Below are 14759 nucleotides of genomic sequence, written 5' to 3' on the forward strand. Positions count from 1 at the left end.
GCGGTCAGGCGGGGGCAGTGCCCGGAGTCAGCCCGGCGACGAGTTCTTCCAGAGTCGCCGCCGCGTCGATGCGGTCGATGAAGGCGACTTCGGTGCGGTGAGCGTTCTCGCAGTGCTCGACGACGCGTGGGACGTCGAAGAACGGGATCACGCAGACCCCGTCGATGTCGGCGACGATGTAGTCGCCGGGGTGGACCAAATGCCCGAACAGGGAGACCTGGCCGTTCATCTGCACGGTCTCGTAGCGGTAGCGGGCGGCGGCGGGATTCCGGGTGGCACTCCATACCGGCAGACCACTGGCGAGGATGGAGGCCGTGTCACGGATCGCGCCGTCGACGACGCATCCGGCGATCTCCGCTTTCACGGCCCAGCGGGCGGACAGGGCACCCATCACCGCGCCGGACCGCGATCCCGAACAGTCCATGACAGCGACGTCGCCGGGGCGGCCCAGGCCGTAGAGGTCGCGGTCACCGAAGGTGGTGCCGCGCCCGGTTTCGCGGTTGCCGGTCACGTCCCCTCCGAGAGGGACATATCGCAAGGTCACCGCGGGGCCGCACATCCGCGCGTCGGCCGCCACCGGTGGCAGGTCTGTCGCGGTGATCGCTGCGCCGATGCCGAGTTCGTCGAGGGCGTCGGCGACGGCGGACGCGACGTCCGGTATCGACAGCAACCGGGTCGAATAGTCTTCGACGTAGCGCGGGATCTCGGTGGTGAGGATCTTCGACGGCGGAACGGTGCCGGTCATGCGCGCTCGGCTGTCGGTGAGGTCGGTGTCAGCCACGGCGTGCTCCTTCCATCGCGACCCGGCGCGACGTCGGCAGGGTGCGCCGGCGGGCCGCCTCGTAGGTGTCGATGTCTTCGACATCGCGCAGGGTCAGGCTGATGTCGTCGTAGCCGTTCAGCAGCCGCCAGCGGGCGTTGTCGTCCAGGTCGAACGGGTAGGTGGCACCGCTCGCACGGACCTCCCGTCGGACCAGGTCAACGGTGATGGGGGCCTCGGGTCTGCTGTCGATCGTGTCCCAGAGTTCGTCGATCACCGACTGCTCGAGCGTGACCGTCAGCAGCCCGTTCTTTAGGGAGTTGCCGCGGAAGATGTCTCCGAACCGCGGGGCGAGGACGGCCTTGAAGCCGAAGTTCCGCAGCGCCCAGACCGCCATTTCCCGGGACGATCCGACACCGAAGTTCTCCCCGGCCACCAGGATCGTCGCGTTCCGGTAGCTGGGTCGATTGAGCACGAACTCCGGGTCGAGACGCCAATCGTGAAGCAAGGCATCCCCATAGCCTTCCTTGGTCACCCCGGTGCAGAACCGCGCCGGGATGATCTGGTCGGTGTCGACATCGGAAACCCGCAGCGGCGCAGCGATTCCGGTGTGTTCGGTAAAACTCTTCATGGGTGGTCAGTCCTCCAGGTCTGCGGGCGCCGTGAGGCGTCCGGTGATCGCGGTCGCGGCGGCCACTGCGGGTGAGACCAGGTGCGTCATCACACCCCGCCCCTGCCGGCCCTCGAAGTTGCGGTTGTTGGTCGACGCCGCCCGCTGGCCTGGGCGTAGTCGGTCGTCGTTGAGCGCCACGCACATCGAGCACCCGGAGTACCGCAGCGGGGCACCGGCCGCGGCGAAGATCTCGGCGAGGCCTTCCTCCACGGCCTGCGCGCGGACGGCCTCCGACCCGGGGACGACGAGAACGTCGACCCCGGGCGCGATGCGCCGGCCCTCCCACACGGCGGCCACCTCCCGCAGGTCCTCGATCCGGCCGTTGGTGCACGACCCGATGAACACCGCATCGACCGCGATGTCGCGCAGCGGCGTTCCCGGAGTCAGCTGCATGTAGGCCAGGGCGCGTTCGGCGGCGGCGCGATCCACCGCGTCGACGAAGGTGCCCGGGTCGGGGACGTTGGCGTGGAGTGGCAGGGACTGGGCAGGGTTGGTTCCCCAGGACACCCGAGGGGTGATGGTGCCGGCGTCGAGGTGCACTTCCTTGCCGAAGACGGCGTCGTCGTCGGAATGGAAGGTCCGCCAGTACGCGGCCTCCTCCTCGAACGCGGCCCCGGACGGCGCGTGCGGGCGGCCGCGCAGATACTCGATGGTGACGTCGTCGGGGGCGATGAGACCGGCCCGGGCGCCGGCTTCGATGGACATGTTGCACACCGTCATCCGGCCTTCCATGGATAACGCACGAATGGCCTCACCCTGGTACTCGATGACGTGGCCCTGCCCGCCGCTGGTACCGATCTGCTCGATCACCGCGAGGATGAGGTCCTTCGCCGTTGCTCCCGGTGGCAGCTGACCGTCGACGACCACGCGCATGTTCTGCATCGGCGCCATCGGCAGTGTCTGGGTGGCCAGAACGTGCTCGACCTGGCTGGTGCCGATGCCGAAGGCCAGGACGCCGAAAGCGCCGTGGGTGCTGGTGTGCGAGTCACAGCAGACCAGCGTCATCCCGGGCTGGGTCAGTCCGAGCTCGGGACCGATGACGTGCACGATCCCCCGCGCGGAATCCCCGAGCGAATACAGCTCGATACCGAAATCCCGGCAGTTACGCCGAATGTGGTCGAGCTGCTCGACCGCGCCCGGGTCGGTGATCATCCGCAGCACGTCGTCGGTCGGTGTGTTGTGATCCTCGGTGCCCAGGGTCAAGTCGGGGCGGCGGACGGTGCGGCCGGCGGCACGCAGACCGGCGAAGGCGGCGGGGGTGTTCACCTCGTGCAGCAGGTGCATGTCGATGTAGACCAAGTCCGGTTCACCCTCGGCGGAGCGCACCACATGGCTCCTCCAGATCTTGTCCGCCAGCGTGTAGCCCATGATCAGCACCCGTTCCTTCCTAGCCAGCATTCGCCATCGACCCACAGTGGTGAGGCGGAGTGTGCAGAGCGGCCGTCCGTCGACCGGACCGCCGTGCTCGATGTGACCCACAACATACGCAGACCTGTACCGTGAGATAAACACACGCGCAAAAAATGATGCCAAGTGCTCAACTATGGATGGCCTCGGAACAACCGGATGCGCATTTGGACTACTTTCCCGCCCTCACGACAGGAGTACCAGTGGACGGCTTCGACAAACTCGACCTCGACATCCTCCGACTCATCGTCGAAGAACCCCGCGCAGGCGTGCGCGAGTACTCCCGCCGACTCAACATCGCCCGCAACACCGCCCAGGCCCGGATCACCAAACTCGAAAAAGCAGGGGTGATCGTCACCTGGCGCCCTCAAATCAATCTCGCCCCGCTGGGTTACGCCGTCATGGCGTTCGTGCACGTCCACATCGCCCAGAGCCAGGTCAACGAAACCCTGGAGCGGCTGACCGCGATCCCCGAACTCATCGAGGCCAACACCGTCTCCGGTGAAGGAGATCTACTGTGCCGCTTCGTCGCCCGAGACAACTCCCATTTCGAGGACGTCCTCCAGTCGGTCATGAAGACCGAAGGCGTCCTGCGCACCCGCTCCGAGATCGTCCTGAGCCGGCGCATCTGGCCCCGAACCATTCCGATCGTGGAGAAACTGCGGGCAGAAAATTGATTTGCCGGATCCCGGGATAGCCGAGCTTCTGGCTCGCTGCTCGCGATTCAGTTGAACCATCCGCCACGCGAGGGCCGGGATACTGAGCTATTGGCTCAACGGCCCTGACCGCGACTGGTTCACGTTGAGCAACTGGATGCTTTCTCGGCGGGCCAGTTGATTCTGTGACCGCCATCACCCTTCAATAGCGGGGCACGGCAACGCCACCTGCGGTCCCCGGCGGATCAGGCGTCGCCGCCATCGGCTCACTGCCACCGATTCACACCGGCAGGCGGCTCGGATCCCCGGGCATCCACCGAAAGGGTTACCTCCGATGCTCTACTTCATCTCGATCGCGGCGTTGATCGCCCTGTTCGCGATCGGCACCATGACACCCATCAACATGGGGGTCTTGGCGTTCGCCGCCGCCTTCGTGATCGGCGGCTGGCTGTCCGGACTATCCATGGACGACATCTTCGGGTTCTTCCCCGGCAGCATCTTCACCATCATCGTCGGGATCACCCTGCTGTTCGGAATCGCCCGGGTCAACGGCACCGTCGACCTGATCGTCGCCGGGGCACTCAAACTCGTCCGAGGCAAACGCTGGGCCATCGTCTGGCTGATGTTCTTCCTCGGCGCCGGCCTGATGACGATGGGCTCGGTACTGGCAGTCGGGATGCTCGCCCCCATCGCCATGCCGATCGCCAAGCGCTACAAGATCGACCCCCTGCTGATGGGGATGATGATCAGCCACGGCGTGCTCGGTGCCGCCTTCTCCCCGATCACCGTCTACGGCGCATTTACCAACGGCTGGCTCCAGTCCGCCGGCCTGCCCACCAACCCCCTCGCCCTGTATGTCATCCCCCTCGGCCTCAGCTTCGTACTCGCACTCGGCCTCTTCCTCGTCCGCGGCCGTGACCTGCTCTGCACGGACGACCAAACCATCGATGTCGACGACCTCGCCGCCGACAACCCCACCATCGCAGGAAGTCCCACACCGCAACCACGCGGCGGCGACCTCGTCACCACCGGAGCAAACACCGGCCAGCACGGCACCTCCGCCAGACACGGTGCCGGCCCCATGGTGCTGACCACCGAATCGCCGCAGCCCGGACGCGAACCGGACCGGCTCGAGGAAATCGAATCCACCGGATTCACCCCGCTGCGTGTCCTCACTCTCCTCGGCATGGTCGCCCTGCTCATCGGATCCGCCGTTTTCCAGATCGACGTCGGCGTGTGCTCGATGGTCATCGCGGCCATCCTCCTCGTCCTCGCACCCAACAAGCACAAGCCCGCCGTCAACAACGTCACCTGGTCCGCGGTACTCCTCGTCTGCGGAATGCTCACCTACATGAGCGTGCTCAAGGCCAACGGCACTCTCGAGTTCCTCGGTGACGCGGCAGCCTCCCTCGGCTCCCCACTCCTGACGGCCCTGATCCTCTGCTACGCCGTCGCCGCCGTCTCCGCGGTCGGTTCGTCCATCGGAACCCTCGGCATCGTCCTCCCCCTCGCGGCACCGCTACTGATGATGGGCGAGGTCGGCCTCATCGGATTCGTCGCCGCCGTCTCCTTCTCCGCAGTCATCGTCGACGTCAGCCCCCTGTCCAGCAACGGCGTCATGGTCCTCGCCAACGCCCAGGTCCCCGACCGCGACAAGTTCCAGCGCTCCCTCTTCAAATACACCGGGTACGTCGTCCTCGTCGCCCCCATCCTCGCCTGGCTCCTCGTCGTCCTCCCCACATCTGTTTAGCCGCAGGACCCCAATCCCTCTGCGATACCCAAGCGCCGGTCACTTCCAGTGGCCGGCGCTTCATCGTGCGGAGCGCACCGAAGAGAGTCCGCCGCCGCACAGCATCCCGCGGCGGTGCACCATTCCGTCGAATGGTTTCCGAGCGCCGCCTCCGCCCTGTTCGATGCCCGGCGATCCATTCGGGCCGCTCGGCCGGGATCCGCCGCGCCTCGATCATCGTCTTCGAGTTCGCCGACGCGCATTGGGCGACCTTCCAGCTCGGGGCCCGGATACGACCATCTGAAGTCCACCACACTCGCCTGTCCGCTTAGCCCAGAATGCCCGCGCGGATCCAGGTAGCGGATGTCGAACCTTCTACTCGGCGGTGTTCCTACTCGGCGTGTTCGGCGAGCATAAGCATGAACCCTCTGTGTCCGTAGCGGTCGATGATGGGCAGACCCAGCCCGGCATGGGGACGATCCACGCCGACGACGAACCCTCCACCGTCGTTTCCGACCACATATACGGGGTAATCCAGGGTCGAAGCCGCCGGGTTCAATGGCCCGCGTCGCGGCACCCGGCACCGGTACTCCTCCCCGACACCTCGCCGGCACTCCCACATCACAAACCGGGGACATGTCATCACGCCAGGTCACAGCACCATCACAGACGAAACGGCCCCTCCCAGGGGGCGGGCAGACGATCGTTCTCGACGGTGGCGTGCAGGTCGCTTGGCCGTACCCAGAGCTCTGAGCATCTGTCCAATCACGCTGCATCGGGTCGGAGGCGGCCCGTCGCCATTCCGCACGGCGGACATTGCCTGGACCGCCGCGCGAATCGAACTCCAACTCCTGCGATGCTGCATGCCGGACAGGAAGGCTCGACCTACGGCGCCAGCCTTCGACGTGGCTGTGGCCCCTCCCGGCTCTGGTCGAGCCGCCATGGAAAACCGCGCCGCGGCCACAATCTCATCCACACCACGAGAGGACCGATAGAGTCCATGCTTCGGTCTGAGCCTTCAAGCACGATTCCCTACGAGCACGCTCGATCGTGGCTCCTGGTGTCTGCGGCAAAACCTGAAGCTTTCCCCGACGCAACCAGCAGTCAGGCTGACGTTGTAGTCCTTGACCTGGAGGACGGTGTCATCGCCGCGAAGAAGGACCCAGCACGCGTACCGCCGGTGCGGCGGGTGTCGCTCTTGTCCTACGTATCTGGGTCATGCCGGTGCGGATGTGGCCCGTTGACTGGGAATGGGTGAGGTCTCCGGCAGATGGTTTGGCTACCAAGACGAAACTGATCCCGGAGACTCGTGACCAGCATAGATGGCCGGCGATTGCTGGTCGATCGGATTCTGATGGGTGGTCATGACCTCGCCATGCGCAGCCACGGAACAACAACTCCATTGCTGCGTCGGTCGTGAAGGGTCGGCCGTAGCAGTTCGGTCGACGTTAGTGTGCAGATATGGAGGCGCTGGAGCCGGCTCACGGTGCGGAGGCTGGAAGGGGTATTGCTGCGTATTTGCTGGCGAATGTGTCCAGCCTGGCTGACGACATGCTGAGGTATATAGCCGAACGGATACCGGAGGTCGGCGGGGATGCCGAGCTTCGCGGCCTGACCCTGGGATCGTGCTCGTCGAATCTCGAAGCGGTACTTTCGATGGTTCGTCATGGGATCGACGTAGCGGCTGCGGAGGCGCCGGTAACGGCGCTCGAACACGCGCGCGCGATGGCATCACGCGGGCACAGCGTCGATGTGATGCTGCGGTTCTATCGGTTAGGTCATGAGTACTTCACCGAGAAGCTTTCCGACTCACTCACTGACTGGATCGAGGACCCCGCTGTCGCGTTGAGGACGTTTATCGATCTCGAGCGCTTCGGATTTCGATACATCGACCGCATTTCCAGTCTGGTAGCTGCCGAGTACGTCGCTGAGCTCGACCGACGCCAGAACCAGGCAAGAGCCGAACGCGCCGATCTTGTGCGGGCACTGCTCGCTGGGGAACGCGTCGACATCGCTCGCGCCGAACGTGTGCTCAGCCACCGGTTCACCGGTCGGCAGATCGGTTTCGTGTGCTGGGTCGACGACCGCGGCGTCGACCTCGAGGGATTCGCTCGGCAGGTTGGAAGGTTCCTTGGGGCCGGTCACTCACTCGTCGTGGCGGACGGCCCACTCGCGGTGTGGGGATGGGCATCGATCACGGGGGACGTGAGAACTTCGCTCACGGGCATGGCGACTGAGTTTCCCGGCGAACGCGAAAACGTTCACATCGCGGTGGGCTCACCCCATCCGGGGGCAGCCGGTTTCCGCACCTCCCACCTCGAGGCTCTACGCACTCGCCGAATCATCGAACTATCCGGTCGCGCGGCGCCATCGATCACCCAGTTCAGCGATGTTGCGTTGGTAGACGCCATCTCGCGCGACCTGGATGCGGCGCGGGCCTTCGTCGCCGCTCAGCTCGGCGCTCTCGCACGGGACGACGCAAAAGAGCGCAGCGAGCGCGCCGCGCTCCTGGCTGTTCTCGACGCGCAAGGGAGTCTGGCGACCGCAGCGAGCACCTTGGGAATCCACCGGAACACGGTCCTGCAAAGGGTGCGTCGTGCCGAAGAGCGCAGGGGCCGGCCCGCAACGATCAACATCGCCGAACTACACGCAGCGCTGACCGTCTGCAATGTGCTGGGGGCCTCGGTGTTGCACGGGTCAGAGCCTCGCTGACCGGCGCCCGAGCACGGAGAATGTGCTGACAGCACACCGGAGAGGGCTGGGAAGGCCTTGTCGACCGATACCGGCCGGATCTAGGTTGTGAGGAATCTCATCCCGAAGCGCGAAGGAGGAGTCCGATGTCGACTACGACTCGAGCACCCCAACCCCCAGCAGCGGCCTCGCAGCACTCCTTGCCTGATCCGGGCGAGCAGGTTCCCACGCTGTCCTGGCCGATAGTCGGCATCGGCACATCTGCGCTTGCGCTCTTCGGCCTCTCGACCTGGGCCGCGCTCACCGACACGTTGCCTGCGATCGCCACCATCGCCGCGAGCTCCGCAGCAATCTTCGTCCTGTTCACCGTGCTGCACGACGCCTCGCATTACTCGATCAGCTCACATCGCTGGGTCAACGTCGCCTTCGGTCGCGTGGCAATGTTCTTCGTCTCGCCTCTGATTTCATTCAGATCTTTCGCGTTCATCCATATCGAGCACCATCGCAACACCAACGACGGTAAGTCCGATCCCGATCACTTCGTCAGCGCCTCACCCTGGTGGCAGCTGCCCATCCGCTTCCCGGCCATGGACCTGCCATACATCAGTTTCCTGGTACGCAACCTGCGTCGCCGACCACGCGCCGAGATTCTCGAAACGGCGTCGTTGATGACCCTTTCGGTGACCGTCATCGCCTCGGCCGCCTTCACCGGACATCTGTGGACGCTCGCGCTGATCTACCTGATCCCCGAACGGGTCGCGATGTTCGTGCTCGCCTGGTGGTTCGACTGGCTACCCCACCACGACCTCGAAGACACCCAACGTGAGAACCGCTACCGCGCGACCCGCAACCGCGTCGGCTCAGAATGGATCCTGACTCCCCTGCTCTTGTCGCAGAACTACCACCTGGTCCACCACTTACACCCCTCCGTCCCCTTCTACCGCTACGTCGCGGCCTGGCAACGCAATGAGGCCGCCTACCTCGAGCGCGACTCGGCAATAAGCACCGTCTTTGGGCAACAGCTCGACGCCACGCAGTACCAGGAGTGGAAACGCCTCAACGGCACACTCGCTGCACTGCTCCCAGTCCGAATGCCGCCTGCCTCCGCGGCACGCCATGCCAGCACCCACCCGATCCCTGTCACAAGCGTCGAGCCGCTGACCCCAGACAGCGTCAAAGTCACTTTCGACGTCCCCGATCACCTCAGCGACCAGTTCCACTTCCAGGCCGGCCAACACCTGACCGTGCGACACCGCATCGGCGGACAGCAGGTGCGACGAAACTACTCGATCTGCACCTCCGCCACCTCGGGAGAACTGTCGATCGGAGTACGCCACATCCCCGGCGGGAAGTTCTCGAGCTTCGCGGTCGACACGCTGCGAGCCGGTGACGTCCTGGAACTGATGACCCCCACGGGTAGCTTCGGCGCACCCCTCGATCCACTCGCCCGGCACCACTATGTCGCGGTAGCCGCCGGGAGCGGCATCACGCCCATCCTGTCGATTCTGCGCACCACCATGGAGATCGAGACCGAGAGCCGCTTCACCCTCTTCTACGGCAACCGAACCGCAGAGTCGACCATGTTCGCCGCCGAACTCGACGAGCTCGAATCCCGGTACGCAGACCGGCTACGCATCCTCCACATCCGCTCAGCCCAGGCGCACCACCCCGCACCTCTTCGCGGCCGTATCGACCTGGCGATGGTTCACCGCCTCCTCGCCATCGACCTCACGTCGATCGATCGGTGGTACCTGTGCGGCCCGAGCGAACTCGCCACCACCATCCGCGATGACCTCGCAACCGAAAAGGTGCCGACCGAGCGGATACACCTCGAACTGTTCCGCGGCACGAACCGACCCACGCAGGTCGACGACTTCCCCGCCTCCGAAGTGACCATCACGCTGTCCGGCGCGAACCACACCGTGCAACTCGCCCCCGGTGAGACCGTCCTCGAATCCGCGCTGAAAAACAACATCGACGCCCCCTATGCCTGCCTCGGCGGCGCGTGCGGCACCTGCAGAGCCCGAGTCACCACAGGAGCAGTATCGATGGAGCAAAATTTCGCACTTCAGACGGCCGAGACCGAGGCCGGCTTCATACTGACCTGTCAATCCCACCCCACCACACCCACAGTCGCAGTCGACTACGACAGCTGAGCAAACACATACGCGAACACCGCGAGAAGGCCGCACGGGTCACCGGCGCCGCCGTCGCCAGGGCACCAGGTGGGCCGTGGCCGGAAACTTCTGGCGGCTTGCCTCGGTCAGCGGCGGGGGTGACCGCCGGTGAATCCGGTTCACACATAGCGTCATCGACCCGGCAACGTCATATCGAGTGCGGCCCGCTCCCCTGGCGGGCCGCACTGTGACACTCGCATCGCAGTGCGCCAGCGTACGATGGCAATCCCCGACCAGCGACATCACAATGAGAGATCGCGGCCGATGATCTCTTTCATGATCTCGTCCGATCCTGCCCAGATCTTGGTCACTCGAGCATCCATCCCGCGCCTTACGCGAAGCTGGTCTTCGAATAGGGGCCACTTTCGTTGCCGGCTACCCTTCGGTGTCGAGCGGGCACAAGTCCTCGCGAAGTACACCGAGCTGAACGACGCCTACGACCCGTAGCGATCGGCGAACGGGGTACAGGCGTGAGCCTCGGTCTGGTGAACTACTGAAGTGACTGCACGTAGCCGTTCTGCCGATAGCTCGAATTTGGGTCCGGCGTTGGCGATCTATGGCGCCCTCCTCGGAGTGCTCGCGTCGTTGGCGTGGAGGTGGATCGGGCCGCCGACCTTCGGGCCGCCGGGCCCGATAATTGCGATCGCCAGATTCGCGGCCGAGCCACCGCCCACATCCTGGGCACCGACGTGGCCCGGGATGGCCGCCGCACTGATCGTGCTCGGGGCCTTGGTTCTCGGGGCTGTCGGGTACGGACTGGCCGGTTCTCGATGGTCCTGGGTGCGTGATGGGCGCGGAAGCCGACGCCCGCTGATCGCACTCCTGATGGGGCTCGGATTCGGCGCAGGTGGTGACGGCGGCGAAGACCTGCTCGAAGTAGGCGGCGATCTCGGTACTCCCGCGACATGTCCCGGTCGGGAAGTGCACGGTGGAGCCAGCGGTCCAGAAATTGCGCAGGCTAACGAGCACCGCCAACCCGGCGACCGCCCCGCCAAGCACCGCCCGGCGCGACAACTCAGGGCCACCGACGGCGAACACCTCGGTCGTCATCAGCGTGGCGGGAGAATGTCGTATGCCGGCAGTTGCGTCGTGTCCGTGCAGGCTGTGTCCGGCCTCTCCGGATTGTCGAAAAACGACGCGATTATCTCGGCTCCGCACGGTGGCTCTGCATACACACCGTGTGCAGCTCCGGGCACCACCGCGACTATGGATTGCGAGAGATCCTTCGCGATGTAGTCGCCCCACACCGCTCCGGTCTGCCCGTCGTAGGTACCCGACAGCACAAGCGAAGGGATGTCACTGACGGTGATGTCTCGGATCGAGTCAGGGGCCCTCGGCACGTCCCACACCTGGCAGGCGTCGCGCAGGAACGGCAGCTGCGGCGCTTGGGCCCGAACGGACTCCGGGAGTTCAGGGAATTCCTTTTCCGCCTGTTGCATTGACTGCTCGACGGTCTCGAACGGGATCCATTCACGGCACCAAATGCTCAGGGTGAGACCCCAATGGAGGACGCCCCTCTCCGGATGCCCCCACACCTCGGCCCACCGCGACGCAATGGGCTGCGCATTCCCGTGTGCGAGCTCATCGACCGTTGAGGGGAACTCTTTCGGTAGATGGGTAGCCACGGGGACAAACCAGTTCAGCAGCATTCCGCCGTCGACGACAACTTTCGTCTCTCCTACACCCTCAACGTTGACCGTCGTGGTGATGGGCTTCGCTTCAAGCTCGTTGACCAGCCGGATGAACGTGGCCCCCAGGTCGGGATAGCGCTCTTTGCATGCCCGCTGGTCCTCGCACGCCTTGACCATGTTGTCGAATGCTTGGCGAGCGCTGGCCCAGGTCCACCCCAGGGCAGCAGCCGATGGAGGCGTCACTCCGTCGAACACGATCGACTCGATAGCGTCGGCGTCTTGACGCATGTAGATCAACGCAAGATCGGTACCGTACGAGTGGGAGAACACATTCCACCTCTCGAGGCCGAGTGCCTTGCGTAAGTCGATCAGGTCATAGGTGCTCTCGGTCGAATTGAATGCCGAGAGGTCAACGGTGGGATCCAGGCGGTCGTGGCACTCCTTCACCGCTTCTACGTACGCATCCCGTGTGGACTCGGCGTTCCACGCCATTCCGATCCTGTGGGCGAAGAACTCGAAAATCTCCGGGCAGGGCAACGGCGAGCTGGACGTTATGTTGCCGCGCTGTCCCATCAGGATCAGATCGCGATCACGGTTCAGCGGCACGTCCGGGTTGACCGGGGGATCGGTGACCGCATCCTGACCGGGCCCGCCCATGAGAAAGACGATCGGAGCCTTGGCCGGCGGCTGCGTTTCCGACGGAACGATCGCAACTGCCAAGCGCAAGGATCCGCTGTCTTCTCTGGTGCGGTTCACCGGTACCGACAATTCCCCGCAGCGAGCATTCTCCAGCAGTGGGACCGGATTTGGCGTCTTCGCGCACGGACCCTCGACAAACTCCGCCGGCGGATGCGCCACAGTCGTCGGTGGCGCACCGGACGGATCGGAATTGCTGCTACACGCTGAGCTGACGAGAATCGAGACAAACGCTATCGCCGTTATCTGGTTCACAAACCGCATGTCAACCACCCTGAAATGGCGACCGCCCGAACCTTGTGTTCGGGCTCGGCCCGAGTATTTACTCGGATAAATCCTGGCACACCCATAGCAGTGGGAGCGCCGTTACCGGCGAAGCGGCCACACAGGCCGCTGAAATCGCGAGGGCAGCATGCTACCCAGCCATCACCATGCCCCCCACCCTCGGTGCGACAATCGCCGCCCTCGTCGAAGTCGCCGCCCTCACCGGCGCCAACACAGGTCCCGACGAGCCGGCGACAGCGATGTCGACGTTCTCCACCCTCGGCGTCCCGACCCGAGACCACGCCGCGACCGCCCACGGTCCGAGTGCCCGAGCCACTCCCCCTGCGAGCGGCGCGGCTCATCGACAACACCCCCGACCTCGCACACCAAGACTGCCCACTACCACCAGAGGTCACCGAGGACGCCCGACCCCACCCACAGAAAGCACTGAGCGACGACGCCGAACAGCTCCGGGCACTGAACCCCGACACCGGCCGACGGACCGGCCCGGGCCTGTGGGCGGTTCCCGACGATCCATCGTGAACACGCCGTGACTGTCGCGGGCCGCATTCGTGAGCTGCAGAAACGATCGTTTTCCGACACCCACTCTGACCCGCGGGTTTGGTTGTGACTCACGGCGATAAGTGGCATCGATTTCGCGGCTTTATATGGCGCTGCCTGCCGGACTCGCGGAGCCGCTGCTGGTCGTGTGAATTGGGATTGGGCTTGCAGGACGAACGGAGGGAATCGGGGCCACCTCCGTTCGCTGCGGCGGCGACAGAATGTGCGAGGGGCACCTTCCCGGTCGACGGCAAAGTATCGGTGAGCGCCAGCGTCGTGGAAGGAGAGATGGTTCGGGCGGTGAACCTTCTTGGTTGGCGCGCCACTGGCCGTGAAGCAGATACGCACAGCTGAGAGTTCGGCGAATTCAGTTGATGCCCTTCGCCCACCATCCGGATGGCGGGGATGCCGTCTCCCAGCGTGGCGCGTAGTGCTCGAGGAATATCTGCCCCACCAATTCCCCGCGGCTGCGCACCCCGGTCTTGTCGAAGATCGACTTCATGTGGTCTTGAATTGTGTAGACGGATAACGACATTGCGTGCGCCATCTCCCTTGTCGATCGCCCTTGGATGCACAGCGCAGTGAGATGACATTCGCGTTGGGACAGTCCGTAGGCCATGGCAATGACGGGCGCGATCTCATGCGGCGTCGCGGGTTGGATGATGACGGCGGTGCGTCCGTCTTCGACGCCGGAAAGCCTGGTCCCGTACAGCAACAGCCAGGCGCCGGATCGCGTGCGTACCCGCGAGCGCGCGGCAAGTTCCAGCGGATCGGTGCCCGGTTCGATTGCCCGCGCCCGGGCCGCGATGGCTTGCACGACCTTCGATTCGAACGGCGTCGACGGCGCCGGGACCTCGACAATTTCGTCGATCCAGCGTTCCGCGGCGGGTGAGACCGATTCCGGGTTGCCCGCGGCGTCGAAGACCACCACGCCGGGGCCGTAGTCCACGGTCGTCACGGCGGCCTCGACCTTGTGGAGCATCGAATGTCGCAGACCGGTCGCGAGCGCGGGCGCCAGCGCGGCGATTGCGCGGACGTGCTCGGCGGTGTACCAGGGCGCGCCCGCATCGCGCAGGAATGCCGCTGCACCCCAGTAGACCCCGTCCGACACCAGGGAGACCCGCAGCTCGTCGCCGATTCCGTACGCCTCGTGCGAACGGTGCCGTGCACTGCGGGACAAATCTCCGTGGGTATCCAGACTAAGTGCACCCGCCAGGCGGCCACTGTGCGCAAGAAACGCCCACTTGTCGACGTCCTCGACCTCGTATTCGTAGTGCGCCAACCAGGATCCGGAACACCCAACGTTCCGGTTGACGCTGCCGGTGAACAGGATGGTGCCCGGGTCGACGGTGTGCCAGCAGCAGCGGTCATGTGGGATCACCGCGCGCAGGGCCTCGCTCATTCGCGCGCTGTACCCCACCCAGTCCAGCTGGTCGGCGGCGGCACGCGAGATTTGATCGCGGACGCGTGGCAGCAAGCTCTGCGCCATCTCCGAAGTGTATCGCAGCAGGTTA

General features: G+C 65.0%; 11 protein-coding genes and 1 pseudogene. 6 read left to right on the top strand and 6 right to left on the bottom strand.

Going from position 1 to position 14759, the window contains the following annotated elements; all coding sequences use genetic code 11:
• Window positions 1-4: 4 nt before the first annotated feature.
• Genes RHA1_RS03480 through leuC form a run of 3 tightly spaced genes read right to left on the bottom strand, consistent with a single transcriptional unit; the run spans window position 5 to window position 2801 of the window.
• Window positions 5-781 (bottom strand): RraA family protein, encoded by a 777-nt coding sequence (locus tag RHA1_RS03480; protein ID WP_011593970.1) that lies wholly within the window; start codon window positions 779-781, stop codon window positions 5-7.
• Window positions 774-1391 (bottom strand): 3-isopropylmalate dehydratase small subunit, encoded by a 618-nt coding sequence (gene leuD / locus RHA1_RS03485; protein WP_011593971.1) that lies wholly within the window; start codon window positions 1389-1391, stop codon window positions 774-776. Before leuD ends, RHA1_RS03480 begins: the two co-directional genes overlap by 8 nt.
• Window positions 1392-1397: 6 nt before the next feature.
• The gene (leuC, locus tag RHA1_RS03490) at window positions 1398-2801 is read right to left on the bottom strand and encodes a 3-isopropylmalate dehydratase large subunit (protein WP_011593972.1); all 1404 of its coding nucleotides are present in this window, start codon (window positions 2799-2801) and stop codon (window positions 1398-1400) included.
• Between the two features lie 242 nt (window positions 2802-3043).
• Between leuC and RHA1_RS03495 the strand changes: the two genes are divergently transcribed.
• The 5 genes from RHA1_RS03495 to RHA1_RS03510 all read left to right on the top strand — a co-directional run bounded on the left by RHA1_RS03495 (window position 3044) and on the right by RHA1_RS03510 (window position 10072).
• Window positions 3044-3517 (top strand): Lrp/AsnC family transcriptional regulator, encoded by a 474-nt coding sequence (locus tag RHA1_RS03495; RefSeq protein WP_011593973.1) that lies wholly within the window; start codon window positions 3044-3046, stop codon window positions 3515-3517.
• Window positions 3518-3830: 313 nt separating this feature from the next.
• Window positions 3831-5246: an SLC13 family permease gene (locus RHA1_RS03500; protein WP_041811018.1), complete on the top strand. Its 1416-nt coding sequence runs from the start codon at window positions 3831-3833 to the stop codon at window positions 5244-5246.
• A 979-nt stretch (window positions 5247-6225) separates the two neighbouring features.
• Window positions 6226-6483 carry an aldolase/citrate lyase family protein gene (locus RHA1_RS49250; RefSeq protein ID WP_148228369.1) on the top strand — a complete coding sequence of 86 codons (258 nt, stop codon included), beginning with the start codon at window positions 6226-6228 and terminating at the stop codon, window positions 6481-6483.
• 203 nt (window positions 6484-6686) lie between these two features.
• On the top strand, window positions 6687-7937 hold the full coding sequence (locus tag RHA1_RS03505) for a PucR family transcriptional regulator (protein WP_016884888.1): 1251 nt from the start codon (window positions 6687-6689) through the stop codon (window positions 7935-7937).
• A 125-nt stretch (window positions 7938-8062) separates the two neighbouring features.
• Window positions 8063-10072 (top strand): fatty acid desaturase, encoded by a 2010-nt coding sequence (locus tag RHA1_RS03510; RefSeq protein WP_011593978.1) that lies wholly within the window; start codon window positions 8063-8065, stop codon window positions 10070-10072.
• Between the two features lie 263 nt (window positions 10073-10335).
• Here RHA1_RS03510 and RHA1_RS53510 read toward each other — a convergent pair.
• Window positions 10336-10425 (bottom strand): annotated as a pseudogene (locus RHA1_RS53510) (acyl-CoA dehydrogenase family protein); the annotation flags it as partial.
• 717 nt (window positions 10426-11142) lie between these two features.
• Window positions 11143-12684 (bottom strand): alpha/beta hydrolase, encoded by a 1542-nt coding sequence (locus RHA1_RS03515; RefSeq protein ID WP_011593980.1) that lies wholly within the window; start codon window positions 12682-12684, stop codon window positions 11143-11145.
• Window positions 12685-13008: 324 nt separating this feature from the next.
• Between RHA1_RS03515 and RHA1_RS51600 the strand changes: the two genes are divergently transcribed.
• Window positions 13009-13227, top strand: coding sequence for a hypothetical protein (locus RHA1_RS51600; protein ID WP_009473350.1), 219 nt, complete (start codon window positions 13009-13011; stop codon window positions 13225-13227).
• Window positions 13228-13612: 385 nt separating this feature from the next.
• On the opposite strand, the gene RHA1_RS03525 is transcribed toward RHA1_RS51600, so the two are convergent.
• Window positions 13613-14734: a helix-turn-helix transcriptional regulator gene (locus tag RHA1_RS03525; protein ID WP_016880668.1), complete on the bottom strand. Its 1122-nt coding sequence runs from the start codon at window positions 14732-14734 to the stop codon at window positions 13613-13615.
• Window positions 14735-14759 lie beyond the last annotated feature (25 nt).

Origin of the sequence: Rhodococcus jostii RHA1, assembly GCF_000014565.1 — a bacterium.
Lineage (GTDB): Bacteria > Actinomycetota > Actinomycetes > Mycobacteriales > Mycobacteriaceae > Rhodococcus_F > Rhodococcus_F jostii_A.

What these genes read in the sequence shown, in the direction of transcription:
- RHA1_RS03500 (WP_041811018.1), top strand. Translation starts at nt 3,831, where the DNA reads ATGCTCTACTTCATCTCGATCGCGGCGTTGATCGCCCTGTTCGCGATC.
- leuC (WP_011593972.1), bottom strand. Translation starts at nt 2,801, where the DNA reads ATGGGCTACACGCTGGCGGACAAGATCTGGAGGAGCCATGTGGTGCGC.
- RHA1_RS49250 (WP_148228369.1), top strand. Translation starts at nt 6,226, where the DNA reads ATGCTTCGGTCTGAGCCTTCAAGCACGATTCCCTACGAGCACGCTCGA.
- RHA1_RS03510 (WP_011593978.1), top strand. Translation starts at nt 8,063, where the DNA reads ATGTCGACTACGACTCGAGCACCCCAACCCCCAGCAGCGGCCTCGCAG.
- RHA1_RS03515 (WP_011593980.1), bottom strand. Translation starts at nt 12,684, where the DNA reads ATGCGGTTTGTGAACCAGATAACGGCGATAGCGTTTGTCTCGATTCTC.
- leuD (WP_011593971.1), bottom strand. Translation starts at nt 1,391, where the DNA reads ATGAAGAGTTTTACCGAACACACCGGAATCGCTGCGCCGCTGCGGGTT.
- RHA1_RS03505 (WP_016884888.1), top strand. Translation starts at nt 6,687, where the DNA reads ATGGAGGCGCTGGAGCCGGCTCACGGTGCGGAGGCTGGAAGGGGTATT.
- RHA1_RS03525 (WP_016880668.1), bottom strand. Translation starts at nt 14,734, where the DNA reads ATGGCGCAGAGCTTGCTGCCACGCGTCCGCGATCAAATCTCGCGTGCC.